The sequence below is a fragment of the Brachybacterium saurashtrense genome, assembly GCF_003355475.1.
Classification (GTDB): Bacteria; Actinomycetota; Actinomycetes; order Actinomycetales; family Dermabacteraceae; genus Brachybacterium; species Brachybacterium saurashtrense.
Window position 1 is genome coordinate 1,699,285 of the sequence record NZ_CP031356.1, and the last position, 25,506, is coordinate 1,724,790.

Below are 25,506 nucleotides of genomic sequence, written 5' to 3' on the forward strand. Positions count from 1 at the left end.
GTCCGTCCGTGAGGTGGGGCGACGTGCGGCACGTCCGCGGCGCGCCGCGTGCGGTGTGCCGGCGGCGTGCACGATCGAGGGCGGGAGGGCGCCTGCGCGCTCCTCCCGCCCTCGGCTCCCCGGAGGAAGATCAGGACGTGGTCAGCTCGGAGTCGAGCTCGAGGACACCGTAGTTCCAGCCTCTGCGGCGGTAGACCACCTTCGGGGTATGGGACTCGGCATCCATGAACAGGAAGAAGTCGTGCCCCACGAGCTCCATGCGGTAGAGCGCGTCGTCGACGCTCATCGGCTTCGCGGAGTGCTTCTTCTCGCGGATCACCACCGGGCTGCCCGCCTCGGCGAGATCGGTCTCGTTCTCCGGCGCCGCCTGCCCGGACGCCTCGACCGGCTCCGGCTGCTCCTCGCGCAGCGCGGCAGGGAGCTCCTGGTCCGCGGGCATCGTCCGCAGGCTCGCCCCGGCGCCCTGGTGCGCGCGGTCCCGTCCTCGACGGTGGTCCTTGCGCCGGTCACGGGCGCGGCGGAGACGTTCCAGAAGCTTGCCGTAGGCGATGTCGAGCGCGCCGTAGAGATCGTCCGCACGGGCCTCGGAGCGGATCACCGCACCGTTCTCGTGCACGGTGAGCTCCACGCGGTCGCTGAGCTCTGCCTGCCTGGGGTTCTTCTCCTGTGAGATCTCGACGTCCACGCGGAGGGCCGCGGGAGCGAACTGGGTGACCTTGTCGAGCTTGTCGGTGAGATGACGGCGGAAACGATCCGGGACGTCCATGTGGCGTCCGACGACGTTGATCTCCATGAGTGAGTACTCCTCCTATCCGGGTGCGGCCGCTCGGAGCCCGGCCGCGATGGCTCTTCGGCTGGGTGTCGCACCTCCTTCGGAAGGGGGTCCCGCCCTGATGTGGCGAGTGACACAAGCATGCCACGATTCCCTGGAACTTTCCCGGGCGTTCGTCCCCCGGCCCTCACCCGGCCACCGGCCCCTGCGCGTCCCCGAGCACCTCGGCGTCGCCGTCGGGGAGGCGCGCCGCGGCCACCACCACCGCGCCCAGCACGCGCATCCCGTGCGCAGTCAGCGCCTCGTGCATGCCGCGCAGCGTCGCCCCGGTGGTGACCACGTCGTCGACGATCACCACCGGCCGTGCTCGGCGGCCCTCCTCGCGCGCCCGGCGCCCCTCGAGACGGATCCGACGGGCGCGACGCTGCCGGGCGCCGAGACCGTCCTGGGCGGTGGTGGGCCGCGCGGGCAGCAGCAGCGCCCGCCCGGCGCCGGTGCGCGCCAGCGCCCGCACCAGCTCCGCGGTGTGGTCCTCCCCGCGTCGCAGCCGGGCCGCACGGCGGGAGGGCACCGGCACCAGGGCGGGGGGAGCGACCCCGGACTCCGCAGCGAGCTGCGCGACCGCCGGGGCGAGGGCGGGCGCGATCCGGGAGCCCAGGTGGAGCATCCCGCCGTTCTTCCACGCCAGCACCATCGCCTGCAGGGGCCCGCCGTACTCCCCCAGTGCCAGCACCGGCAGCAGCGGGGCGTGGTCCACGCCGACCGGCAGCACCTCGCGCCCGCGCCGCTCCTCCCGCACCCGGGCCTCGGCGAGCACCTGGAGGGCGTCGCAGCAGGCCTCCACCCGCACCGGCGCCGCCCGCAGCAGGGTCTCGCACCGGCCGCACAGCCAGCTGCCCTCCCGCCCGCAGGGGCAGCAGCGCGGGGCCACCAGGGAGCAGGTGTGCGCGAGGATCTCGCGCCACAGCGGCGGGTGCCGCGTCGATGTCGTCATCGCTCGAGCACAGCACCCTCGCCCGCGCCGTGCACGCACCGGCGCCGGGAGGTGGAGGGATGACGGTGGGGAGGAGCAGTGGTCCGCGCCGGGCGATCACGCGCCGCCGGGCGCGCCCTGGGCGGAGGGGCGACGAGCTGGCCGCCGCGCGCTCAGTAGAACGAGGGGTCGTGGCCCTGCAGGGCGACCTCGGTCCAGCCGTCGCCGGTGCCGCGCAGCAGCGCGCCGTCGGTGGTCCCTGCCCACACGGCCTCGGCCACCGCCGAGCCCGCGATCCGGTCGGTGCCGGGCTCGAGCGCGGCCAGGGGCTCCTGCCCGCTCACCACGTCCACGATCTGTCCTCGGCGCTCCCGGCTCGAGGGCTCGGTGCCCAGCACGATCAGCGCGAGCTCGTCGTACCAGGCCGCCTGGGTGACGTCGTCCAGGAAGGTGCGCACCACCATCGGCTCCGTGAGCGAGGCGGGTGCCCCGTCCGCGTCGCGCACCACGGCGCACAGGTCCACGCGGGCCCCGGCGGAATCCGCCGAGAGCACGATCATGCGGGTGGCGTCCGCCGCGACGTCCAGGCCTCGCACCTCGCGTCCCGCGAGCCAGGGGGCGTCCACCTTGGCGTCGCGGTCCGAGTCCGTCCCCGCCAGCGCCAGCAGCGCCCCGGGGCTGGTGCGGGTGGAGGTCCACACGTAGCCGGCGTCGTCCACCCGCGGGGCCACGAAGGTGCCGCCGGTCGCCGCCTCCCGGGCCTCCAGGGAGCCGTCCGTGGTGGCGATCAGCACGCCGGAGCCGTCCTGCGCGAGCGCCGCGGCGAGCACGCCGTCCTGCGCGATCACCGGGGAGTCGACTGCGGCCTCGGCGAAGTCGGGCACCAGCTGCTCCGGCTCCTCGGCCGCGGGGTCGGACAGCGAGATCACCCCGGTGGGCCCGGCCGCGATCGGTCGGTGACCGGGCAGGGCGCGCTCGATGCGGCTCTCCTCGTCCAGGGTCACGTCCTCCCCGTCCAGCACCAGGCGCACCCCGGAGAGGGTGCGCAGGGAGCGCAGCGACGCCTCCAGCTGGGACAGGGCCAGCGCGCGCTGCGCGGTGGGGAGGTCCGCGACCGGAGCGGGCACGGCGATCCTCGCGATGCCGTCCACGCCCGTGCTGAGGACCGCCTCGGAGACGCCCGGCAGCTGGGGCAGCTCGTTGACGACCGCGCCGTCCAGGTACGCGGAGGGACCGCCGGCCAGTCCCTCCAGCACGGCCTCCGCCCCGCGGCGCAGCGGGAACCAGCGGGGGTCGGGCACGAGGTGGCGGCGCCGCGCGTCGAGGAAGTACAGGCGGGCGGGCCCGTAGAGCGTCTCGAAGGCGGCCTCGGAGAGGAAGATGCCGTCCGGCACCTCGCTGAGGCGCCACTGCTCCTCCACCTGCTCGATCGAGACCTCCACCTCGCGCGAGGACGGGCTGGACAGCAGCCCGCGCACGCCGCGCTCGTCCACCAGCGCGACCACCTCGAGAACCAGCGTGAGCCGGCCGTCCTCGCCCTCCTCGACCGTGAGCTCCCGGCTGCCGGAGTAGATCGTGATCCGGGCGGTGGGGTCCCAGTCCCGGGAGGCCTCCTCGGTGAGGTACGAGCGCGCCACGGCGAAGTCGTCCTCGGAGCCGACTCCGGCCTGCACGAACCCGGCCACGACCTCCTGTGCGGTGGCGTCCGCCGGCGGCGGCAGCGCCCGCACGTACGGGGCGCCGGGCTGCGACTGCCCGGTGAGCTCGCGGCTCGAGATCGGCGAGTCGGTGGGGATGCGGGCGCAGGCCGTGCCGAAGCCGAGCACGGCGGCCGCACCGGCCGCGCGCAGCACCGAACGACGGGCGGGTCTCATCGCGGTCCTCCTGGGGTGCGGGTCTCGGGGCCGGTGGCGCTCTCGTCGAGGTCCGGCACCTGGCCGGGGTCGATCCGGATCTCGCCGGTGGGGGTGTCGCTCACCGCGGCATCAGCCTCCGCCCGGTCGAAGGAGCGCTCCAGCAGCAGCGGGGAACGGGCCAGCACGGCCCCGGGCCGCCGCGGGATCGTCAACCGGAACACGGCGCCCTCACCCTCCTGGCCCCAGGCCTGCAGCCAGCCGTCGTGGAGACGGGCGTCCTCGACCGAGATCGACAGGCCCAGTCCGGTGCCGCCCAGGGTCCGTGCGCGGGACGGGTCCGCGCGCCAGAACCGGTCGAAGACGTGCTCGGCGTCCTCCGGGGAGATGCCGTGGCCGTAGTCCTGGACCACGAGGGCCACGGCCTCGTCGTCCGAGGCGGTCTGCACCAGCACAGGGTGTCCCGCGCCGTGCTCGATCGCGTTGGTGAGCAGATTGCGCAGCACCCGGTCGATGCGTCGCGCGTCCACCATCGCCTCCGTGTCGCCGCCGGCCGGACGCACGTCCAGCAGGCAGCCGCGCGCGTTCGCCAGTGGGCGCACGTCCTCGATCGCCCGCTCCACCAGCTCGTCGATGTCCTCGCGGTGCGCTACCAGCTCCGCCGCGCCGGCGTCGAAGCGGGAGATCTCCAGCAGGTCCGCGAGCAGCACCTCGAAGCGCTGCACCTGCGCGGAGAGCAGCTCCGCCGTGCGCTGCAGGTCGCGGGGCAGCTCCTCGCCGCGGGAGTCGAGCACCGAGGAGGCCATGCGGATCGTGGTCAGCGGTGTGCGCAGCTCGTGGGAGACGTCGGAGACGAACCGCTGCTGGACGTGGGAGAGCTCGGTGAGGTCCTCGACCTTCTGCTCGAGGCTGCGCGCCATGTCGTTGAAGGACTCGCCCACTCGGGCGAGCTCGTCGGCGCCGGAGACCTCCACCCGGCTGGTGAGATCGCCGGCCGCCATCCGCTCGGCGGCATGGGCGGCGCGCTTGAGCGGGGTGGTGACCATGCGCGCCACCACGATCGCGATGCCCACGATCAGGGCCAGCAGCACCGTCCCTCCCCCGAGGATCACCCGCTGCACGAAGGCGAGGGTCTCCTGCTCCTCCTGCAGGGAGAACACCAGGTAGAGATCGTAGGAGCCCGCGCCGGGCACCATCACCCGCGTGCCCACCAGCAGCGCCGGAGCGGTGTTCCCGGCGGCGTCCTCCCGCCCGATCGAGCGCCACGAGATCGCGTCCGGGTTCTCGGCCACGGCGGCGGAGAGCTCGTCGTCGACCTCGTCGAAAAAGGTGCCGTCGGAGGAGGCGACGGGGAAGACGGTGCCGGTGGTCTCCACCGGCACCAGCGCCGCCTCCCGGCGGTCGCCGCCGCCCTGCCCGCCGGCCGTCTGGGCGAAGGCGTTGATGGCGTCCTGCTGCTGGGTGCTGGTGGCCCCCGCCACCGGGGTGAGCGTGTCGATGAGGTCGCTGCGCACCTCGAGCGTCTCCTCGAGCACCCGGTCCCGGCGCTGCTCGTACAGGCCGTCCGCGATCACGGAGGAGAGGTAGGCGCCCACGGTGAGCAGCGCGACGATCGAGAGCAGGGTGGTCACCAGCACCACCCGCAGCGCGAGCGGCCAGCTGCGCGGATCCGCGCCCAGCACCGCGCGCACGTCGAGCGGCACGGACGCGGGCGCCTGCTCGGCGCTGCTCACGCTCCTCCCGCGCCTCTCAGGAGCCGGCTCCGGCGCGGTAGCCGACGCCGCGCACGGTCACCACGATCGCCGGGTTCTCCGGGTCGTGCTCGATCTTCGAGCGCAGGCGCTGCACGTGGACGTTCACCAGGCGGGTGTCGGCGCTGTGCCGGTAGCCCCACACGTCGCGCAGCAGCACGTCGCGGGTGAACACCTGCCAGGGCTTGCGGGCCAGCTGCGTGAGCAGGTCGAACTCGAGCGGGGTGAGCGAGATCAGCTCCCCGGCGCGGCGCACCTCGTGGCCGTCCACGTCGATGGTGAGGTCCCCGATGACGAGCTGCTCGGTGGTGGGGGCGTCCACCCGGCGCACCCGCGCCTTGATGCGCGCCACCAGCTCCTCGGGCTCGAAGGGCTTGGTGAGGTAGTCGTCGGCGCCCGCCTCGAGGCCCTCGACCACGTCGGCCGTGTCGGTGCGGGCGGTGAGCATGATGATCGGCACGCCGGACTCGCGGCGCAGGCGGCGGCACACCTCGATGCCGTCCATGCCCGGGAGCATGAGGTCCAGCAGCACCAGGTCGGGGCGCAGGCGGGGGAAGGTCTCGAGCGCCGAGGCGCCGTCGGGCGAGGTCGCCACCTCGTAGCCCTTGCCGCGCAGGACGATGCCGACCATCTCGGCGATCGCCTGGTCGTCGTCCACCACGAGAATCCGGGAAGCCGTCGTCATGCTCGTCATTGTGCCACCGACGTGGGGGTCCGCCGGGGAGGCGACGGGCCAGGGGTGTCCTCTCGACGCGCAGTCGTCGACGTTCGTCGGGTCGGCGGGCCGGTCCGCGCTCCGTATGGTCGTCCCATCACGTGCGCTCCCGGCCCGCCCCGCGAGCGTCCCTCACGTCGACGAGCAGCAGGAGGTTCGATGAGCACCCAGTGGACGGCGCCCGGCGCGACCGGACCGGGCGATCCGGAGCCGGCCCCCGGCCCGGACGGCGGTCCGTTCGGGGCCGACGCCCACTCCGCCCCGTCGGCCCCGCCTCGCGGGCCGCGGCGCGAGCTGATGCAGTCGATGCCGCTGTTCCCGCTGCGACCGCTGGGCCTCGGCGAGGTGCTCGGCGCCGCCGTGCGGATCTACCGCCTGCGGGCCCGGTCGGTGCTGGCCGTCGCCGCCGCGGTGTACGGCGCGGCGTTCGTGCTCATCACCTTCGCCACCGGGGCGTCGATGGTGCCGGTCATGGGAGACATGCGCGCCGAGCTCGAGAACCCCGGCACCGCCACCGGCACCACCGGCTTCAGCTCGGTGGGCGATGCGGTGGTGCTCGTCGCCTCCACCGCCGTCACCTCCGTCATCACGCTCGTGGCGACCGCCGTGGTGACGGTGGCGCTCACCCGGGTGGCCCTCGGCGAGGCCACCGGCGAGCACGTCTCCACCGCGCAGATGTGGGCGACGGTGCGGCGTCGCTGGTTCCCGGCGACGCTGACGAGCCTGCTGATCGGCGCGGTGATGCTCGCCGCGCTGCTGGTGCTGGGCGGCGCGGGGATCGTGCCCGTGCTGGTGCTGCGGGAGGCCTCCTGGCTCACGGTGGTGCCGATCGTGGTGGGCGTCCTGCTGGGCGTGCTGGCGATGCTGTGGATCTGGGCCCGGACGGTGCTCGCCGTGCCCGCCCTCGTGATCGAGGAGGCCTCGGTGCTCACCGCGCTCCGGCGCAGCCTCGCCCTGACGCGCGGCCGTCGGCTGTGGCGGGTGCTGGGCACCACGCTGCTGGTGTACGTGCTCTACTACCTCGCGGTGCAGGTGGTGGCGGGGGTTTTCGGCACCGTCGCCGCGCTGCTGTACCTGGCGATCCTGCTGATCAGCTCCTTCGAAGCGGTGGTGCTGGGCATGATCACGCTGACGATCCTCTCGATGCTCGGCAGCTACATCGCCTCCTTCCTGCTGGCGCCCTTCCTCGCGGCGGGCTTCGTGGCGGTCTACGCCGATTCCCGCATGCGGCACGAGGCGTGGGACGTGGAGCTCACCCGGCGCGCCCGGGCGGCCTGGGCGGCGGAGGGCACGTGATGCTCCCCGTCGCGCCTCCGCCGGTGGATCCGGACGAGGCCCGGGCCCGCCTGCTCGAGGAGCTCGCGAAGTCCGAGTACGACGACTCGCCGGGGTTCGTCGAGTGGCTGCTGGGTGCCCTCGAGAGCTGGCTGGCCGGGGTGCTGGAGGGGATCGACGGCTCCTCGACCGCCCAGGCCGGTGTGGCCGTGCTGCTGCTGATCGGCCTGGCCGCGGCCGTGGTGCTGGTGCTGCGGCGCGCCGGCCTGCTGCGGCGCAGCCATGCGCTGTCGGTCCAGGCCCAGCTCGACGCCGACGAGGTGCTGAGCGCCTCCCAGCTGCGCCGCGCCGCGCGGGAGGCGAGCGAGGCCGGTCGGGCGGACGATGCCACCGTGCTCGCCCTGCGCGCCCTGGTACGGGACCTCGAGGAGCGCACGCTGCTCGAGGTGAGCGCGGGGATGACGGCGCACGAGGCGGCGCTGCGCGCCGCCGCGCCGTTCCCCGAGCTGAGGGGGCGCCTGCTGCGTGCGGCCGACGCCTTCGACACCGCCGCCTACTCGCACCGCCACGCCACGCCCAAGCAGGCCGAGGACCTTCTGCGCCTGGCCGAGTACCTCACCGAGACCTCCCCCGACCTGTCCGCCGCGGAGCGCGCCGAGAACGCCGGGCGCGCCGAGGCCGATCCGGTCCACCGCCCGCCGCTCGGGGCGAGCGCATGAGCGCCGACACCACCGCCGCGGCCCCCGCCCGCGACGAGGCACGGGCCGGCACCGCCTCACCCTCCCGGGGCGCCCGCGAGGGACGCAGCCCCTGGCTGGTCGCCGCCCTCGTGGTCGCAGTCCTCGCCGCGATGCTGATCTCCGTGGCGCGCGGCTACTACCGCGACGGCCCGCTGGAGCCGGACGCCCCCACGGGGCAGGGCGCGAAGGCCGTGGTGCAGGTGCTCGGCGATCTGGGCGTCGAGGTCGAGGTGGATCGCCACACGGCTGATGCCGCCGAATCCCTGCGCGCGGGCGGCACCGTGCTGGTCACCGCGCCGCGCGAGCTGAGCGGCGCCCAGCTCACCGCCCTCGACGAAGCCCTCCGCGCCGGCGACGGCCGCCTGGTGCTGGTGCAGCCGGACTTCGTCACGCTCTCCTACCTCACCTCGTTGATCACCCCGGTGGGGACGGTGGAGGAGCCCACCCGGCTCGGAGCCGGGCCGGACTGCGGGGACCTCGCCCACGGCGCCCGGGAGCTGGCGGTGCCCGGCGAGGAGGACTCGCTGCGCGGCCCCGCCTCCCTCTACCGGACCGCGGGGGACGACGCCCACGGCTGTTTCACCGCCGGCGCCGGCGGCGCCCTGGTGGCCTCGCACGACGGGGTGATCGCGCTGGGCAGCGCGGACCTGCTGACCAACGCCCACGTGGGCGGCGCCGACAATGCCGCGCTGGCCCTGAACCTGCTGGGGCAGGACGGCGAGCTCACCTGGTACGTCCCCTCCGCGAACGATCCGATGGCCGCGACCGGGCAGACCCTGCTGGGCCATCTCCCGGACTGGGCCGGCCCCACCCTGCTGTGGGTGCTGCTGACGGCGACGATCGCGCTGGTCGCGCTGGCGCACCGCCTCGGCCCGGTGGTGCAGGAGCCGCTGCCGGTGAGCGTGCGCCCCCAGGAGCTCGTGCTGGGACGGGCCCGACTGCTGCAGCAGGCGAACGCGCGCGACGCGGCGGCGAGGTCGCTGCGCTCCGCCGCGGCGGCGCGGCTCGCGCACCGGCTGGGGCTGCGGCGCGAGTCCTCCCTGGACGCGCTGCTCGCCGCGCTCGCCCCGCACGTGGAGCACGAGCCCCACCGGCTGCGCGACCTGCTGGGCCCCTCCCCCGTCCCCACCGATCAGGACCTCGTGCGTCTCGCGCACGACCTCGACCGACTCGAGAAGGAGATCGACCGATGACCGACCCCACCCCGGGCACCGTCCCGCCGGAAGCGCCGTCCGTGCCCGCGGAGCCGGACGTCGATCAGGATTCCCGCGCCCGCCTGCAGGGCCTCGCCACCGAGATCCACAAGGGGATCGTGGGCCAGGATGCCGCCGTGACCAGTGTGGTCGTGGCGCTGCTGTGCCGCGGCCACGTGCTGCTGGAGGGCGTGCCCGGCGTGGCCAAGACGCTCCTGGTGCGCTCCCTCGCCGCGGCGATGGACGTGCGCATGCGGCGCGTGCAGTTCACGCCGGACATGATGCCGGGCGACATCACCGGCTCCCTCGTCTACGACAACTCCACCAGCGATCTGGTGTTCCGTGAGGGCCCGGTGTTCACCAACCTGCTGCTGGCCGACGAGATCAACCGCACGCCCCCGAAAACGCAGTCCGCGCTGCTGGAGGCGATGGAGGAGCGCCAGGTGACGATCGACGGCGCGAGCCGTCCGCTGCCGGATCCGTTCCTCGTGATCGCCACCCAGAACCCGATCGAGTTCGACGGCACCTACACCCTGCCCGAGGCGCAGCTGGACCGGTTCCTGCTCAAGGCCGTGATGCCCCTGCCCGAGCGGGAGGTGGAGGTGGACGTGCTGCGCCGTCACGCCGACGGCTTCGACACCACCGATCTCGCCGCGACCGGGCTGCGCGCCGTGGTGGACGTCCCCTCGCTGCACCGCGCCCAGCAGGACGTCGCCCAGGTGGTGGCCGAGGACCCGGTGGTGCAGTACATCGTCGATGTGTGCCGGGCGACCCGCCGCTCCCCCAGCCTCGCGCTCGGCGTCTCGCCCCGCGGTGCGATCGCGCTGCTGCGCACCGCGCGGGCCTGGGCGTACCTCAGCGGACGGGACTTCATCACCCCGGACGACGTGAAGACGATGGCCCCCGCCACGCTCTCGCACCGCGTGCGCCTGACCACCGAGTCCGAGCTCGAGGGCACTCAGGTGGAGGCGGTGCTCGCCGCGACCCTCGCCTCCGTGCCGGTCCCCCGCTGAGGCACGTCGTATGAGGATCTCGCCGACCCCGCGCGCGGCCCTGGTCGCGCTGTTCGGCCTGCCCGTGATCGTGCTGTGGCCGCACTGGTGGGTGCTGGTGCTCCTGGCGGTGCTGTGGCTTCTGGTGGTGCTGGTCGATGCCCTGCTGGCGGTGGATCCGCGGCGGCTCCGCGTGCGCCGCGAGGCGCCCGCGCAGGTGCGGCTGGGCGGGACCGTGACCGGCCGGCTGCTGCTGACCAACCCCACCGGGCGGGTCGCGAGGTGCACGGTGCGCGATGCCTGGAACCCGACGGCCGGGCTGGCCGCGCAGCGGGCGTCCCTGCGCGTGCCCGGTCAGGAGCGGCGCGCGATCGCGCAGTCGTTCACCCCCACCCGGCGCGGGGAGCACCGCTCGCGGGCGCTGCTGGTCGCGACGAGGGGCCCGTGGGGCCTCGCCCGTCGGACCGCGACCGCGACCGCCCCGGGCCGGTTCCTCGCCCTGCATCCCTTCGGCGCCCGTCGCCATCTCCCCTCGCGGGTGCAGCGGCTGCGGGAGATCGAGGGCCTCTCCGCGATCCATCAGCGCGGGCAGGGCACCGAGTTCGACTCGCTGCGCGACTTCGTGGACGGCGACGACGTGCGCTCCATCGACTGGCGCGCCACCGCACGCCGTCGCAGCGTGGTGGTGCGCACCTGGCGGCCGGAGCGAGACCGCCACGTGCTCATCGTGGTGGACACCTCCCGCACCTCCGCGGGTCGGCTCGGGGAGGCGACCCGGCTGGACACGGCGTTCGATGCGGCGCTGCTGCTCACGGCGCTGGCCGGGCAGGCCGGGGACCGCGTGGACCTGCTCTGCGTGGATCGCATACCCCACGTCTCGGTGCTCGGCTCCACCCGCACCACCGTGCTCCACGACATGGTGGCCGCCACCGCCGCCGTGGATCCCGCCCTGGTGGAGACGGACTGGGAGCGCGCGGCGCGGACGATCTCCGAGCGCTCCCGGCGCGGCTCGCTGGTGGTGCTGATCACCCCGGTCGAGGCCGCGGCGATGCACGGCGGGCTGCTGCCGGTCGCCGCCCGGCTGGCGAAGGACCACCCGCTGGTGATCGCCTCGGTCGCCGATCCTGCGCTGGAGCAGATCGCGGGCGGTCGCGGGGACCTCGAGAGCGTCTACCGCGCCGCCGCCGCGGAGCAGGCCCGCGCCGAGCGCGACGGGGTCTCCCGCGCCCTGGAACGCGCCGGCGCCCACGTGGTCGATGCCCCGCCGGACCGCGCCCCGCAGGCGCTGGCGGACTCCTACCTCGCCCTCAAGGCCGCCGGGAGGCTGTGACTCGCGATCCGGAGGCCGGATCCCGGACAGGACAGCGCGCCGTGGCCCGCAGGTCGCATGCGACTCCGTGCCACCTCATGCGGCACCGCCGCACGGGACCACGCGGCACGGGGCGCGCCCGGGTCACGGCCGTCGGGCGAGCACCCGATAGGTGTGCCAGTGCTTGGGACCGGCGAAGGACCGCCCCTCGCGCTCCTCCTCGCTCAGCTCGACGATCTCGAGACCGTCCAGGAGCGCCAGGACCTCGGCGCGTGCCAGGAACGTGCCATCGGTGCTCGTCCAGTCGTCGCGATCTCCGAAGAGGTCCACCGCCACCACTCCCCCGGGGCGCAGTGCGTCCCGCACAGTGCTCCAGACCGTGGAGAACGCCGTGCGGGGCACGAACGGCAGTGTCGCGCAGGACAGGATCAGATCCGCGGCGGGCAGCACATCGATCTGTGCGAGGTCTGCCGTGGTGTGGCGGATCGGCAGCGTCCTGGCGAGCCGCGCCATCGCCGGCCCCACGCTCGGATCGGAGTCGTACCCGTGCACGTCGAAGCCCTGCTCGGCGAGGAAGCGCGCTTCCACTCCGGCGCCGCTGCCCAGCTCGACCGCGACGAGCGGCGGATGAGCTCGAGGGGACAGGAGGGAGGCCGCCCGGCGTGCGAGGGGCCGCACCTCGCGGCCTTCCTGAGCGGCGTTGTACGCCGCGAAGTCACGGTCCGAGCTGCTGCGTTGCATGGCACCGAGACTAGTCCGGGCCGCTGACGCCCTCGGCCGCTTTCGCGCGGCTGAGCACTGGGGGTCAGCGCGCTCGTCGCGCTCGCCGGCTCACCCGGCGGTCGCGACGCGGGCGCCGACGAGCTCCTCGGAGAGGTCGCCGCTGATCCCGGCGCGGTGCGCCTGGCGCCCGCGGCCGAGCATGTAGACGAGGAAGGCGAGCCACACCGCGGCGCCGATCGCGATGCGCAGCGGCGCCGGCAGGGAGCTGGGGGTGACGAAAGCTTCGACGAACCCGGAGATCAGCAGCACGGGCACCAGCCCGATCGCGACGGTGACCAGGGCGCGGGCCGCCCGGGACAGCGCCCAGAGCCGCGGCAGCGGCCCCGGCCGCACCCAGGCCCAGAAGGTGCGCAGTCCCGCCCCGGCGCCCACCACCACGGCGGTGATCTCCAGCAGCCCGTGCGGGAGGATGTAGGTGAAGAACGTCCCCAACCCGCCGTGGGCACCCATCACCCCGGCCGAGAGCCCTACGTTCAGCCCGTTCTGCACGAGCATGACCACCGGCCAGATCCCGGTCACGCCGAACACGACCGCCTGCACCGTGATCCAGGCGTTGTTGGTCCACACCTGGGCGGCGAAGCCCGAGGCCTCGCCCTGGAAGTAGTAGCTGACGAAGTCCCGCTGCACGAGCATGCGCTGCTGCGCCTCGGGGATCACCATCGCGCGGGCGCTCGGATCCAGGCCGAAGTACAGCCCGGTCACCACCGCCGAGACCAGGAACAGCCCCGCCGCCAGGGCGACGGTCCACCGCGCCTGGTACAGCGCGGCGGGCAGGTCCTCCCAGAAGAAGGTGCGGGCGTGCTTCCACAGCGGGATGCGCGCCCCGGTGATCCGCAGCCGGGCCCGGTGCACCAGCAGGGAGAGCCGGGAGATCAGCGCCGGATCCGGGTTCGTGGAGCGGAGGGTGGAGAGGTGGGTGGAGGTCTCCTGGTACAGCGCGAGCAGCTCGTCGATGCCGGCCGCGTCGAGCCGCCGGCTGCGGGTGAGATCCCGCAGCCGGTCCCACTGGGGGCGATGCACGGCGATGAAGGCGTCGGTGTCCACCCGTTCAGGGTAGGGGCCCGTCGCGCCGGGGGCGGCCGACGAAAGTCGGACGCCGTCGCATCGGAAGCCGACGGTCGACGCTGACGGGCGACCGGCCCCGGTGCCAGGATGGGGGCATGACCACACACGGCGCCGCAGCGGACTCCCCGGCAGGGGCGCGCGACGCCCTCGTCACCGGGGACGCGGTGGTGCTGGACCTGCGCACCGCCTCGTTCGCCGTGCGGATGGTCTCCGCGGCGATCGACGGCGTGCTCCAGCTGCTGCTGCTCGTGGGCTCCTCGATCGGGCTGGTGTGGGCCGCGGAGCGTTCCGGGCTCGACGACGGCTTCGTCGCGGCGGGCGTGGTGAGCACCTCGGTGCTCGCCTACATCGGCTACCCGGTGCTGTGCGAGCTGCTGCTGCACGGCCGCTCGGTGGGCCGGCTGGTGATGGGCACCCGGGTGGTGCGCGACGACGGTGGCCCGGTCCACATGCGCCAGAGCCTGCTGCGCGCGGTGATGGCGATGCTGGAGATCTGGTCCACCTCGGGAGCGATCGCACTGACCTGCTCCGTGATCGACCGCCGCTCGCGCCGGGTGGGTGACCTGCTGGCCGGCACGGTGGTGATCCAGGAGCGAATGCCTGGGCTCACCCCGGCGCGCGCCGAGGTGCCGGACGCTCTGCGGGAGTGGGTCGCGGGCGCGGACGTGGGCCGCCTGCCGCTGCCGCTGATGCAGGACATCCGCTCGTTCCTGCCCCGGGCGGGGACGATCAATCCCGAGTCCCGCCGCCAGCTCTCCCGGGACCTGCTGCACCGCACCCTGCCGCATGTCGCCCCCGCGCCGCCGCCGGGCACCGATCCGGAGCAGTTCCTCACGGCGGTGATCGCGGAGCGCTCGCGCCGCGACGAGGCACGCCTGCGCCGGGCCCGGGACCGGCAGCGCGAGGTCTCCGCGGAGGCGCGGGCCCTGCCCTTCACCGCCTGACGACGCGCGGCGGGCGGCACCTGGGGGACGGCGCCAGGTCAGCCGGCGGGCGGCACCTCGTGGCGGCCGGCGATGAGCACCGGGATGCCGCCCTCAACGGGGTGGACGCGGCCGCAGGCCGTGCACTGCATCGCCTGCGCCACGTCCCGCAGGACTCCCCCGCAGTCCGGGCAGCGCAGGATCTCGCGCACCCAGCCCGGCACGTCGGCGCCGCTGGCCCCGTCGGGGAGGTCGCGTCCGGTCGGTCGCTCCACGCGCCGGTCGCGCTCCTCGGCGGGCCCGTCCGCCCGCGGGGCGTCGCCGCCCGTCGGCCCCTCCGCGCGCTGGTCACCGGCGGTGGGCTCACCCGTCGCGAGGGTGAGGATCTCGTCGCGCACGCGATGCATGGTCGTCTCCCGCTCCGCCTCGACGTTCAGGCGCAGCAGCGGCTCGGTGTGGGAGGAGCGCAGCGAGAACCACCAGCGGTCCTCGGGGGCGAGCTGCTCGTCCCAGTGCTCGACGGTGAGCCCGTCGAGGTCGTCCAGGCGCGTGCCGGGCAGGGCGGCGACGTGCGCGCGCACCCGCTCCCGCGCGGCGGCGGCGTCGGCCACGCGCGAGTTGATCTCGCCGCTGGCGGCGTAGGGGCTGTGCGCGGCGACCAGGGCGGAGGCCGCGCCGTCGCTCTCCAGCAGCGCGGCCAGCACGTGCAGGGCGGCCAGCATCCCGGAATCAGCGAAGTGGAAGTCGCGGAAGTAGTAGTGGGCCGAGTGCTCCCCGCCCACCACGGCGTCGTGCTCGGCCATCAGCGCCTTGATGCGCGCATGGCCCACGGGGGTGCGCACGTGCTCCCCGCCGGCCGCACGGATCGCCTCGCCCACGTGCCGGGAGGAGACGAGGTTCACGACCGCGACGGGCCGCTCCTCCCCGGCCGCGCGGGCGCGGGCGATCTCGCGCTGCGCGATGAGCGCCGTGACGGCCGAGGGCGGCACCGGCACGCCGTGCTCGTCCAGCACCACACAGCGGTCCGCGTCGCCGTCGAAGGCGAGACCCAGATCGGCCCCCTCCCGCACCACGGCCGCCTGCAGGTCCCGCAGGTTCTCGGGGCGCAGCGGGTCCGCGGGGTGGTGGGGGAAGCTGCCGTCGAGGGTGAAGTGCAGCGGGATCAGCTCGACCTGCGCGAGCGCGCCCAGCACAGCGGGCGCGGTGTGCCCGGCCATGCCGCTGCCCGCGTCCACCACCACCCGCACGGTGCGGCCCTCGGGCAGCGGCGCCAGCCGGTGCAGGGTCGCGGCGTAGTCCTCGAGCGTGTCGAGCCCCTCACTGCGCCCCTCGCCGTGCACGGGGATCTCGCCGGCGTCGAGGTACGCCTCGGCGCCGCGGCGGATCTCCTCCAGCCCGCTGTCGCGGCCGACGGGCCGAGCGCCCGGCAGGCACAGCTTGAGCCCGTTGTCCTCGCCGGGGTTGTGGGAGGCGGTGATCATCACCCCGGCGGCATGGTGCAGGCCGGAGGCGCAGTACAGCTGGTCCGTGGAGGACAGGCCCGCATCGGCCACGATCGCACCGCGGCGCACCGCCCCCTCGATCACGGCGCGGGAGAGCTCGGGGGAGCTCAGGCGCATGTCGTGGGCGACGATCAGGGCGGGGGCGTCCAGATGGTCCGCGAAGGCGGCGCCGAACGCCCGGGCGACCTCGGCGGTGAGGTCCACCCCGGCGCGGCCGCGCACGTCGTTGGCGAGGACGATGCCGGAGAGGTCGTGTCCGCCCGCGGGGGTCGCGGTCATCGGCTCAGTCATGGGTGCTCCTGACGACGTGGAGGTGGCGCGGCCCGCTCCGCGCGGTCTCGTCGGCGCCCCGGCGGGCCCCGGCCGCGCGGTCCCGGCCCGGGCCGTCCTGCCCGCGGCCGGCACGCCGCGGCCCGGCACCGGCCGGCGCGTCCTGCGGGGCGGGGGCCTCGGCGCGGGGCCCCACGGCGTCGGCGAGAGCCACCAGGTCATCGCTGACCTGCTCCCCTCCGGCCACGCGCAGCAGCTCCCAGCCGCGGGGCGCGGTCATCCGGGAGGCGTGCTCCCGGCAGAGGTCGTAGGCATGCGGCTCGCTGGCGCGGGACAGCGGCCCCAGCACAGCGGTGGAGTCCTGGTACACGAAGGTCAGCGAGCTGACGGCGGGCCGGGAGCAGGCGGTCCTGGAGCATTCACGAGCGGGCACGTCCCGCAGTCTACGCAGGCGCGCCGACGCGTCACGGGCGGCGCGCCCCGGGCGCCGGTCACACCCGCGCCGGCCCCGATAGAGTCTCCCGCATGGATGTGCAGCCGCTGCGCCCCGGGGCTCCCGGTCCCCGGCCGGGACGTCGCCGTCGGGACCGTCGCGGGCGGGGCCGGCGCTGGGACCTGATCCCCCCGCACCTGCCCGGACACCGCAGCCGGCGCGAGCGCTTCGACGACCTGGTGGCCGAGGCCGGCGCCGTGCTCGCCGAACGGTTCCCGCGCCGCCTCGAGCACCTGCAGGTGCTCGTGGAGGAGGTGCCGCCCTCGGACCCCGCTCCCTGGGACGCGCCCACGGTGCTGCTGGGGCGGGTGATCCCGTCCACGCGCGAGCATCCCGCCCAGGTGATCGTCTACCGCCGTCCCCTGCAGACCCGCTGCGCGACCGAGGACGAGCTCGAGACGCTGGTGCGGCAGGTGCTGTCCGAGCAGATCGGCTCGCTGCTCAACCTGCCGCCGGAGGACGTCGACCCCGAGGCCTGGGCGGACTGACCGCGCGCCGTCGACCCGGGCGGGCCCGGCCGCGGCCCCGCACCGGAGCGCACCGCGGTGCCCGCGGGCGGTGCCCCGACGCTCAGGGGGCGCGGCGCACCGTGAGCGCGTCCTCCCCGCCGAGCGGGGACTGCACCCCGAGCGTGGAGAGCAGCAGGCCGTCCTCGCCGTCGCTCTCGCGCTGTGTCCAGCCGGCGTGCACCACGCCGGCCTGCTCGGGCACCACCGTGAGACCTGCGGCGGGCTCGCCGCCGGCCTGCAGGCTCTCCGCCTCGAGGGTCGTGGTCTCCTCCGCGGAGATCTCCGCCTCGACGGGGTCGCCGGCCGTGCCGTCCGCCGCCACCGGGATCACGGTCACCGCGGAGTCCTCGACGGCGGTCAGGGTGAGCTCGCCGGCGGCGCCCTCGGCCGGGAGCGCGAGCACGGCGTGGGAGTGGAGCGAGGGCGCCGGAGCCACCAGGGCGAAGTCCACGGGGGCGCCGATCGTGTCGCCGGGGAGGTCCTCACCGGTGCGCTGGGCGCGGGTCACTGCGGTGAGCGGGCTGCCTGCCTGCACCCGGACGGCGTAGGTGCCGTCCTCCAAGCCCTCCAGCGGCACGCGCACCACGGTGCCGGAAGGGACGTCGACGTCCTCGACGCCCGCCGTCTCGACCGCGCCGTCGGCACCGATCACCTCGACATCCGCCGTGGTGGCGCTGCCCTGGGGGTTCGCGAGCACCAGCACGGGGTCGCCGCCGTCGACGTCGACGCCCGGCATCACCAGCTCGTCCGCGGCGGCGGGCAGCGGGGTCTGCACCTCGGCGCCGCCCGGGGTGAGGCCGTCGCGCTCGGTGCCCTGCACGTGCATCGACAGCGGCGCGCCGAGCACCGAGACGCTCACGCCCACGGCGTCCTGCCCCCCGGCGATCGACTCCAGCAGCACTCGCTGCTCCTCGCCGGGACCGAGGACCACCTGGCTGCGGCCCTCCATCGCGGCGGGGCCGTCCTCCGTCCACAGCTGCACGGCGGCCGTCGCGGGCCGTTCGGTGGGGTTGCGCAGCACCAGCACCGCGCTGTCCCCGGTGCCGGTGGAGGCGCCGAGGAACGTGGCCTCGGTGACCGGGGCGGCACAGCGCGAGAGCGCCAGCGACCGGTAGTCGCCGCGGCGGGTGAGAGTGCTCTGGAGGACGTCCGCGACGGGGCGGGCGCCCTGGGAGGTCGCCGCCCTCACGTGCGGGACATCCTCGATCCCGGTCTGCTCCAGCACCGCGACGCCGAGGTCCTCGGAGGCGGCGTCGTCGGTGAGCACCGAGCCGTCCGCCCCCTGCGCCTCCACGGAGGGGGCGCGCACGGAGCCGTCCTCCTCCTGCAGCGTGGAGGAGGCGCTGACGGTGCCGAACAGCAGCGAGGACTCCGGCTCCGCGGCGAGCGCGGCGAGGGACACGGCGGCACTGGGCGGGGTGACCGAGAGCTCCTCGTCCACGCCCGTGCCCAGCGCCTCCTCGGGCACGTCCAGCGGTCCGGGGCACCAGCGGGTGGTGGGGCCCGGCAGGGAGCGCACCTCCGCGCGCTCCACGGGGACCGGGGCGGGCGGGGCGTCGAGGGCCAGGGCCCCCACCCCGAGGGCGAGCGGCACCAGGGATGCCAGCGCCAGCAGCGGTCGCGCCGTCCGGCGGCTCCCGCCGGAGGGCGACGCGACGCTCTCCACCATCTCGTGCTCAGCCATACATCTCCTCGGCAGTGCGGGAGCGGACCCGCCAGGGGATCGAGATCACGGCCGTGAGGGCGGTGGCGGCATAGAGCAGCAGCTGCCACAGCAGGCGCAGCGGCTGGTCCCTGGTCACCGTCACCTCACCGGCGGCGTCCGCGGGGAGCTCGAAGCCCTGCGCCCAGCCGTCCACCTCCGTGGGGGCGAGCGCGGTGCCGTCGAGCTCGGCGCGCCAGCCGGAGTCGGCCCGCTCAGCGAGCACCAGCGTGCGCCCGTCCTCCGCGGCGGGCACCGCGCCCCCGGCGGCCACGGCGGTGCTGTCCAGCGCGACAGGCTCCTCGCCGCCCACGATCACCGCCCGGGGCGCGGCGTCGATCACGCGCCACATCCCGCCGGTGGTGCCCTCGGTGACCTTCTCCAGCTCGGTGGAGGCGTCCAGCACGCCCTTCAGCGCGGACTGCCCCTCGAGGTCGCCGCGCACCACCACGTAGGAGATCGCGAGATCCCCGGCCGCGGCGGGCTCGCCGTCCTCGCCGTCGGCATCGGCGACACCGCCCTCGGAGAGCAGCCCGGCCACCGCCTCGCGCAGGGCGTCGGAGGCGGGGTCGGAGTCCACGGCCTCGCCCGCCAGGACGGTGCGGACGTCCCGGGCATCGGCGAGAACCGCGTGCTGCAGCACGGAGTCCCCGCCGTGGACCACCAGCTCGGCCTCGACGGCGCCGTCCTCCTGCTGGGCGAGCACCAGCACGCGGGACCGGGCGTCGGTACGGCCCTGGTCCGCCGCGGCGGCGGGCACGGCACCGCCCTCGGTGCGCTCCACCTGCAGCTGCTGCGGCAGCAGGAGCGTCCACCCGGCCACGCTGACCACACAGGCCGCGGCGACCACCGCTCCCACCGCGGCCACGGCCGTACGGCGCGCACGGTGCGGGTGCTCGTCCCGCCGCGCGAGGGCGTCGAACGAGGCGCCCGCGCCCACGGCGAGGGCCAGCAGCACGGCGCTGAGCAGAGCATGCGGCCAGGCCGTGACCAGCTGGTCGTCGGCCACCGCGGTCCAGGTGGTGCGCTGCAGCAGCACGGCGAGCACGCCGAGGGTCGCGACCAGGAGCGCGAAGCGGCCGGCGCGGCCGGCGTCCCCGGGCAGGAACGGCGCCACGAGCGCCGCGAGCACCACGGGCGCCACCGGCAGCAGCAGCGGCAGCAGGGCGGCAGCCGTCGCGCCCAGCAGCGGGGCCAGGGTCTCCTGGAGCCCGGGGGCGACGGGCCACAGCGCGAGCAGCTCGAGCGGCGAGGCCGTGCCCGGTGTGGGGGGCACTCCCGCCACGGCGAGCAGGGTCTCGGGATGGCCCAGGTAGGTGGGCAGGTACGGGGCATGCAGCGCGAGCGAGGGCACCAGCACCCACAGCAGGCGGCGGCGCCTGCCCGGCACGACGAGCGCGATCAGCGCCAGCGCCGCCGCGCACAGCAGCACCAGCACGCCCTGCACCGCGCCGATGACCAGCAGCAGCAGACCGGCGGCGGCCGCGGCGGAGACGCTGGCCTGGGAGGCCTTGTGGGGCAGCCCGATCGCACGGCCCACCGCGAGCGCCAGCACCGGCAGCAGCAGATGCACCAGCAGCAGCGGCCAGGCCCCCACCACGAGCGCGGAGAGGAGGGACGGCGCCAGCGCCCAGACGGTCGCGAGCACGAGGCGGGCGCCGACGGCGCGGGTGAGCGCGCCCGCGGCCCACCAGGCGCACAGGGCGCTCAGCGGCACGGCCGTGAACACGAGCACCTCGACCGGGAGCTGGCCGCCCACCGGCAGGTGCCCCAGCAGTCGCACCAGGGCGTCGCCGGGGCCGCGCTCCCCCAGCCCTCCGGGGATCCAGTCGGCCCAGGCGGCCTCCCAGAGATCGGCGCGGCTCTCCGGCAGCGGGCTCAGGCCCGGACCGGTCAGCTCGCCGCGCCCGAACAGGGAGCGCAGCGTCACCATCCCCAGCACGGCGGCCACGATCGCCACCACCGCGGTCCACACCACGTGGCGTCCGTAGTCGGCGTCCTCCAGGCCGTGCCGGGTGCCGGCGATGCCCCAGGTGGTGCGTCGGATCCGGCGCCGTCGGTCGTCGTCGGAGAACAGACGGATCCAGGTCTCCTCGGCCCAGCGCCGCAGCGCCTCACCGCGGGGCAGGTACAGCGGGGCCAGGCGACCGCGCGGCACGCGGGCACGGCGTCGCTCCCGCAACGAGCGGCCCATCACGCGGCGCGCCCGCGGCAGCACGGCCGCGGCGGCACGCAGCTCCATCAGGGCGATCCGCGGTGCGGAGGCCGCGGTCGCGCCGAGCATGCGCAGCAGCGTGATCAGCGGCAGGAACAGCACGGTGAGCAGGGAGAGCGGCAGGGAACGCTGCTTGAGCAGCACCATCACCTGCCCGGTGCGCTGCTCGCGAAGCCGCTCCAGAAGAGGCCTGGTGGGGTGCGGATGGAGCACCCGCGCGGCGGACTGCACCGCCACCCGCTCGCCGGAGCGCCAGATCCGGCGGCACAGGTCGATCTCCGCCCAGGGCGAGGGGAGGTCGGGGTCGAGGCCGCCGATCGTGCGCAGGGTCTGCTCACGCACCAGCATGCCCGGCAGCGGCACCGCGAGCACGTCGTGGCGCCAGTCGGCCTGGCCCTGGTCGATCTCGCCGGGATCCACGCCCGTGACGATGCGGCCGCCGTGGGTAAGGGTGAGGCCCACATCGACGAGCGCGTCCGCGCCCTCCGGTTCGAGGGTCTCCTGCGCGGGGTCGGCGTGACGCACCCGCTTCGCGCCCACGGCCGCCGTGTTTGGGGACTCCTCGACGATGCGCACCTGCTGGACGAGCGCGTCGGGGGCGGGCGGACTGCCGTCGAGCACGAACCACAGCCAGGACTGCCCGCCGTCCGCGGCGGCGGCGCGGCGGCCGGTGCGCACCTGTCGGCGTCGCAGACGCAGCGGCACCCGGGCGAGGTCCTCCGCCTGCTGGGTGCGTTCGCGCTCCACCGCCGCGGAGTCCACGTCGCGGGCGCGACGACCGCCGCCGGAGGAGCGGTGCTCCGGCACGACCTCGACGTGGTCGTCGGGAGTCGTGCGCGGGTCGAGGGACTCCAGCGCCTCGCGGACGGCTCCGGCGCGGCTGAGCGCCGCGGAGACGGGCAGCACCTGGTCGACGCGGCCGGCGGCGAGGTCCTCCTCGAGGGCCTGCTGCACCGCATCGGGGATGTCGGAGGGCGCGACCACCACGACCTCGTCGGGCGCGAGGGTCTGCGCGGTCAGGGCGTCGCGGAGGGCGGAACGGGTCGCGACGGTGGTCGCCCCGCTCAGCAGGACGAACGCGGTGATGTGACGGTCGCTCACCGGGAAATGATGTCAGATCACCCGGCGCTTGAGCTTGCGACGCTCACGCTCGGAGAGACCGCCCCAGATGCCGAACCGCTCATCGTTCTCGAGGGCGTACTCGAGGCACTCGGCCCGCACCTCGCAGGAGACGCACACCTTCTTCGCCTCGCGCGTGGAGCCGCCCTTCTCGGGGAAGAACGCCTCGGGATCGGTCTGCGCGCACAGGGCGCGCTCCTGCCAGGTCAGCTCGGCATCGTCGGAGTCCTGCCCGGCGAGGTCGAGCAGGGACAGCTCTGCACGGGCGTCGACGTCGACGCGTTCCTCATCCATGGCCATCACTCCTTCCACTGCTGTGTTGACCACCGAAGGCCTGTCGCGGCCTAAAGTACACCGGTGTAGTTATGGTCCGTCAAGCGGCACCGGCGCGTCGGCTTGCCCCTGCCCATCGCATCACATCTCCCGGAGGCACACGTGTCCGCTCCCCCTCCCCCGCTCCCCACCCCGTCCCCGCCCCCGACGACGACGTCGTCGGGGGCGCCGATCCCGCACCCCGCCGCACCCCCGCCCGTCACGGTGCACCCCGTCACCGGACTCGGAGAGATCCGGGAGGGCGAGGACCTGGTCGCCGCGCTGTTGCCGGCGCTGAGGGCGCTGGAGCCCCGCGAGGGCGACGTGCTGTGCGTCTCGACGAAGATCGTCTCCAAGGCGCACGGACTGCGCGTCGCCCCGGACCAGCGGGATCGGGCGATCGCCGAAGCGGCGGTGCGCACCGTCGCCCGGCGCCTCCACACCCGGCAGGTCACCTCGGTGGTGCAGATCCCCTCGGGCCCGGTGATGGCGGCGGCCGGTGTGGACTCCTCCAACGCGCCCGACGGGCCCCTGCTGCTCCCCGAGGATCCGGACGCCTGCGCCCGCGAGCTGCGCGACGGGCTCGTCGCCGCGCTCGGCGTGCCCCTGGGGGTGCTGCTCACCGACACCTCCTCGCGGGTGTGGCGCGTGGGCGTGGGCGACATCGCCCTGGGCTCCGCGGGCGTGGCCGCGCTGCAGGACCTGCGCGGCGGCGCCGACGCGCACGGCCGTGCGCTCTCCGTCACGGTGAGGAATCTCGCCGACGAGCTCGCCGCGGCCGCGGACCTCGTCAAGGGCAAGGCCAGCGGTGTCCCCGCCGCCCTGGTGCGCGGGGTCGACGCCGCCACGGCGGCCGACGTCCCCGCCCGGGAGCTCTCCCGCACCGGGGAGGACGACTGGTTCCGCCGCCCCAGCCTCGAGTCGGTGTGGGTGGCGCTGGGTCTCGCCCCGGAGCAGGAGCCGGTGGCGCGGATGTCCCCCGAGCCGGCCGAGGAGCGGATCGCCCGCGCGCTCGCGGTCGCCGCGATCCCGCGCGGGGCCGCGTCAGCGTCCACCGCGACCGTCCGTCGACGCTCCGCGACCCAGGGCCCGGCGCCTATCGTGGTGGAGGCGGCCGACACCTCCCGGGCGGCGCTGGTCGAGGCCGCGACCCTGGCGGAGCGCATCCGCACCGCCCTGGCCGCGGAATCTCTCGGCGCTCCGCTGCCGGAGATCCCGGTCGAGATCCTCACCCCCGGCGACCAGGAGGTCCCCGCATGAGCCCCCACGCACCCCGCTCCCTGCCCACCGCGGCAGAGCTCCTGACCGCCCTCGAGCGCACCGGGCCCCGGCCCGTCCTGGCCTGGTACGGCGAGGCCTCCCGGATCGAGCTGTCCGGGCACGTGCTGGCCAACTGGGTGATCAAGGCGATCGGCCACCTGCACGACGAGGTCGCGCTGGCCCCCGGGGACCTGGTGGTGCTCGATCTGCCCCCGCACTGGAAGCGCCTCGTGCTGGCGCTGGCGGGCTGGTCCCTCGGCGCCGAGGTGGTCGTCCTCGCCCGCCCGGACGAGGACCCGGAAGCTGCCGACGGGACGTCGGGCGCGGAGCCCGCCGAGGGCGCGGCCCCGGTGCCGCAGGCGGAGGCGGCCGAGGCCCCGCAGGTGCTCGTCACCGACCGGCCGGACTCCGCCCTCGCGGACGCGGCCGACGAGGTGCTCGCCGTGCAGCCGGTCTCCCTCGCCCCGCGCTTCGGTGCGGAGCTGCCGCCGCTCGTGCGGGATTGGGTGGTCGAGGTGCGCGGGAGCTCCGACCTGCTCGGGGTGGCGCTGCCGGACTGGAGCGGTCCCGCCCCTGCCGTGGACGCCGACGGCGGGGTCGACGCGACGAGCGCGGACGCACCCCGTGCCTCCGGGGTCGGCGCGACGAGCGCAGACGCGCCCCGTGCCTCCGAGGTCGGCGCCCCGCGCCTGCTCGTCCCGGGTGACGGTCTCGAGGTCCCGGAGCGCCTGCTCGCGGTGCTGCTCGGCGGTGGCGGTCTCGTCGGCCCTGCCGCGCAGGTCACCGCGCACCAGGCCGAGGAGGAGGGCGTCACCGCCCGCGCCTGACGGGCCCGGCACCGCCCCACCTCCCCTGTCCCCTCCATGCGGCCGCAGGGCTTTGCCCGCCTGAGTTCCAGAACTGGAACTCAGGCGGGCAAAACCGTGAGCTGAGGGTGCGGGACCGGGGCGCCTCCGCGCGGGGCGGGCGCGGGGGCGCGCCCGTGCGTGGCGGGCGCGGGGCGGGCGTCAGCCCTCGCGGAGGGTGGCGACGGCGCGGGTGGGGTCCCCGTCGAAGACCGTGCGGCCCTTGCGCAGCACGACGATCCGGGTGCAGAGCCGCTCGAGCATCTCCAGCTCGTGGGAGACCACGATCATGGTGCGGCCCGCCGCCTGCAGCTGCTGGATCCGCTCCAGGCACTTGCGCTGGAACGGCTCGTCGCCCACGGAGAGGATCTCGTCGACCAGGAAGATGTCCGGCTCCGTGTGCACCGCCACGGCGAAGGCCAGGCGCAGGAACATGCCGGAGCTGTAGTACTTCACCTCGGTGTCGATGAACTCCTCGATCTCGCTGAACGCGACGATCTCGTCGAACTTCTCATCGACCTGCTCGCGGGACATCCCCAGGATGGCGCCGTTGAGGTACACGTTCTCGCGCCCCGAGAGGTCCGGGTGGAAGCCGGCGCCCACCTCGATCAGCCCCGCCACGCGGCCGCGCAGCAGCACGCGCCCCTCATCGGGGTACAGCACCCCGGAGATGGTCTTGAGCAGGGTGGACTTCCCGGAGCCGTTGAAGCCGATCAGTCCCACGGTCTCGCCGGCGTGGACGGTGAGATCCACGTCGTCGAGCGCGAGGAAGGTGTCGGCCAGCTTCTTGCGCTGCAGGGCGGAGAACACCAGCTCCTTGAGCGAGTGGTCGTGACGCAGCGAGAACTGCTTGGTCACGTGCTCGATGCGCACCATCTCGCGGTCGGTGGGGACCGCGGCGGAATCGGGCACGGAGTCGAGGGTGGGTGTCATCG

Annotated in this window: 22 protein-coding genes; 9 read left to right on the forward strand and 13 right to left on the reverse strand. The window is 75.2% G+C overall.

The features are described 5' to 3' along the window. Positions 1-130: 130 nt before the first annotated feature. The 5 genes from hpf to mtrA form a co-directional block, all read right to left on the reverse strand. Positions 131-793 (reverse strand): ribosome hibernation-promoting factor, HPF/YfiA family, encoded by a 663-nt coding sequence (gene hpf / locus DWV08_RS07745; protein ID WP_115413267.1) that lies wholly within the window; start codon positions 791-793, stop codon positions 131-133. A gap of 166 nt (positions 794-959) precedes the next feature. Beyond that, the gene (locus tag DWV08_RS07750; protein WP_241237429.1) at positions 960-1,766 is read right to left on the reverse strand and encodes a phosphoribosyltransferase family protein; all 807 of its coding nucleotides are present in this window, start codon (positions 1,764-1,766) and stop codon (positions 960-962) included. A gap of 152 nt (positions 1,767-1,918) precedes the next feature. Further along, the gene (locus tag DWV08_RS07755) at positions 1,919-3,619 is read right to left on the reverse strand and encodes an LpqB family beta-propeller domain-containing protein (RefSeq protein WP_115413268.1); all 1,701 of its coding nucleotides are present in this window, start codon (positions 3,617-3,619) and stop codon (positions 1,919-1,921) included. After that, a complete protein-coding gene (gene mtrB, locus DWV08_RS07760) occupies positions 3,616-5,331 on the reverse strand; it encodes an MtrAB system histidine kinase MtrB (RefSeq protein ID WP_115413269.1) in 1,716 nt (571 codons plus the stop codon). The genes DWV08_RS07755 and mtrB overlap by 4 nt, the downstream gene beginning before the upstream one ends. 16 nt (positions 5,332-5,347) lie before the next feature. Continuing rightward, entirely contained in the window at positions 5,348-6,043 is a 696-nt protein-coding gene (gene mtrA, locus DWV08_RS07765; protein ID WP_115413270.1) for an MtrAB system response regulator MtrA, read from the reverse strand. Positions 6,044-6,223: 180 nt separating this feature from the next. Between mtrA and DWV08_RS07775 the strand changes: the two genes are divergently transcribed. The 5 genes from DWV08_RS07775 to DWV08_RS07795 are packed head-to-tail and all read left to right on the forward strand — an operon-like array spanning position 6,224 to position 11,594. Beyond that, positions 6,224-7,360 carry a glycerophosphoryl diester phosphodiesterase membrane domain-containing protein gene (locus DWV08_RS07775; RefSeq protein WP_115413272.1) on the forward strand — a complete coding sequence of 379 codons (1,137 nt, stop codon included), beginning with the start codon at positions 6,224-6,226 and terminating at the stop codon, positions 7,358-7,360. Further along, positions 7,360-8,058, forward strand: coding sequence for a DUF4129 domain-containing protein (locus DWV08_RS07780; protein WP_115413273.1), 699 nt, complete (start codon positions 7,360-7,362; stop codon positions 8,056-8,058). Before DWV08_RS07775 ends, DWV08_RS07780 begins: the two co-directional genes overlap by 1 nt. Then, positions 8,055-9,272, forward strand: a complete 1,218-nt coding sequence (locus DWV08_RS07785; protein ID WP_115413274.1) for a DUF4350 domain-containing protein — start codon at positions 8,055-8,057, stop codon at positions 9,270-9,272. The genes DWV08_RS07780 and DWV08_RS07785 overlap by 4 nt, the downstream gene beginning before the upstream one ends. Then, positions 9,269-10,285: an AAA family ATPase gene (locus DWV08_RS07790; protein WP_115413275.1), complete on the forward strand. Its 1,017-nt coding sequence runs from the start codon at positions 9,269-9,271 to the stop codon at positions 10,283-10,285. Before DWV08_RS07785 ends, DWV08_RS07790 begins: the two co-directional genes overlap by 4 nt. A 10-nt stretch (positions 10,286-10,295) precedes the next feature. Further along, complete coding sequence (locus tag DWV08_RS07795) at positions 10,296-11,594, forward strand: DUF58 domain-containing protein (protein ID WP_115413276.1); 1,299 nt, start codon at positions 10,296-10,298, stop codon at positions 11,592-11,594. A 123-nt stretch (positions 11,595-11,717) separates the two neighbouring features. On the opposite strand, the gene DWV08_RS07800 is transcribed toward DWV08_RS07795, so the two are convergent. Beyond that, on the reverse strand, positions 11,718-12,314 hold the full coding sequence (locus DWV08_RS07800; RefSeq protein WP_164740410.1) for a class I SAM-dependent methyltransferase: 597 nt from the start codon (positions 12,312-12,314) through the stop codon (positions 11,718-11,720). 90 nt (positions 12,315-12,404) lie between these two features. Next, a complete protein-coding gene (locus DWV08_RS07805) occupies positions 12,405-13,400 on the reverse strand; it encodes a stage II sporulation protein M (RefSeq protein WP_115413277.1) in 996 nt (331 codons plus the stop codon). Positions 13,401-13,516: 116 nt separating this feature from the next. Between DWV08_RS07805 and DWV08_RS07810 the strand changes: the two genes are divergently transcribed. Beyond that, positions 13,517-14,365, forward strand: a complete 849-nt coding sequence (locus DWV08_RS07810) for an RDD family protein (RefSeq protein ID WP_115413278.1) — start codon at positions 13,517-13,519, stop codon at positions 14,363-14,365. A gap of 38 nt (positions 14,366-14,403) precedes the next feature. Here the strand turns inward: DWV08_RS07810 and DWV08_RS07815 are convergent, their stop codons facing one another. Together DWV08_RS07815 and DWV08_RS07820 are read right to left on the reverse strand one after the other, a co-directional pair. Beyond that, on the reverse strand, positions 14,404-16,137 hold the full coding sequence (locus DWV08_RS07815; RefSeq protein WP_115413279.1) for a Trm112 family protein: 1,734 nt from the start codon (positions 16,135-16,137) through the stop codon (positions 14,404-14,406). Further along, a complete protein-coding gene (locus DWV08_RS07820) occupies positions 16,130-16,549 on the reverse strand; it encodes a DUF3499 domain-containing protein (RefSeq protein WP_162801528.1) in 420 nt (139 codons plus the stop codon). The genes DWV08_RS07815 and DWV08_RS07820 overlap by 8 nt, the downstream gene beginning before the upstream one ends. 92 nt (positions 16,550-16,641) lie before the next feature. Here DWV08_RS07820 and DWV08_RS07825 point away from each other — a divergent pair, with 92 nt between their 5' ends. Then, a complete protein-coding gene (locus DWV08_RS07825) occupies positions 16,642-17,097 on the forward strand; it encodes a metallopeptidase family protein (RefSeq protein ID WP_115413281.1) in 456 nt (151 codons plus the stop codon). Between the two features lie 82 nt (positions 17,098-17,179). Here DWV08_RS07825 and DWV08_RS07830 read toward each other — a convergent pair whose 3' ends face one another. From DWV08_RS07830 to DWV08_RS07840, 3 genes are read right to left on the reverse strand one after another with little or no spacing between them, the layout of a single operon-like run. Then, positions 17,180-18,802, reverse strand: a complete 1,623-nt coding sequence (locus tag DWV08_RS07830) for a DUF5719 family protein (protein ID WP_241237428.1) — start codon at positions 18,800-18,802, stop codon at positions 17,180-17,182. Next, entirely contained in the window at positions 18,795-22,136 is a 3,342-nt protein-coding gene (locus tag DWV08_RS07835) for a glycosyltransferase family 2 protein (RefSeq protein ID WP_115413282.1), read from the reverse strand. Before DWV08_RS07835 ends, DWV08_RS07830 begins: the two co-directional genes overlap by 8 nt. Positions 22,137-22,148: 12 nt before the next feature. After that, positions 22,149-22,448, reverse strand: coding sequence for a WhiB family transcriptional regulator (locus DWV08_RS07840; RefSeq protein WP_115414954.1), 300 nt, complete (start codon positions 22,446-22,448; stop codon positions 22,149-22,151). 141 nt (positions 22,449-22,589) lie between these two features. On the opposite strand from DWV08_RS07840, the gene DWV08_RS07845 reads away from it, so the two are divergent. Both DWV08_RS07845 and DWV08_RS07850 read left to right on the forward strand, forming a co-directional pair. After that, positions 22,590-23,726 carry a coenzyme F420-0:L-glutamate ligase gene (locus DWV08_RS07845; RefSeq protein ID WP_241237427.1) on the forward strand — a complete coding sequence of 379 codons (1,137 nt, stop codon included), beginning with the start codon at positions 22,590-22,592 and terminating at the stop codon, positions 23,724-23,726. Next, the gene (locus DWV08_RS07850; RefSeq protein ID WP_115413283.1) at positions 23,723-24,553 is read left to right on the forward strand and encodes a TIGR03089 family protein; all 831 of its coding nucleotides are present in this window, start codon (positions 23,723-23,725) and stop codon (positions 24,551-24,553) included. Before DWV08_RS07845 ends, DWV08_RS07850 begins: the two co-directional genes overlap by 4 nt. Positions 24,554-24,733: 180 nt before the next feature. Here the strand turns inward: DWV08_RS07850 and DWV08_RS07855 are convergent, their stop codons facing one another. Next, positions 24,734-25,504, reverse strand: a complete 771-nt coding sequence (locus tag DWV08_RS07855; RefSeq protein ID WP_115413284.1) for an ABC transporter ATP-binding protein — start codon at positions 25,502-25,504, stop codon at positions 24,734-24,736. Positions 25,505-25,506: the final 2 nt, after the last annotated feature.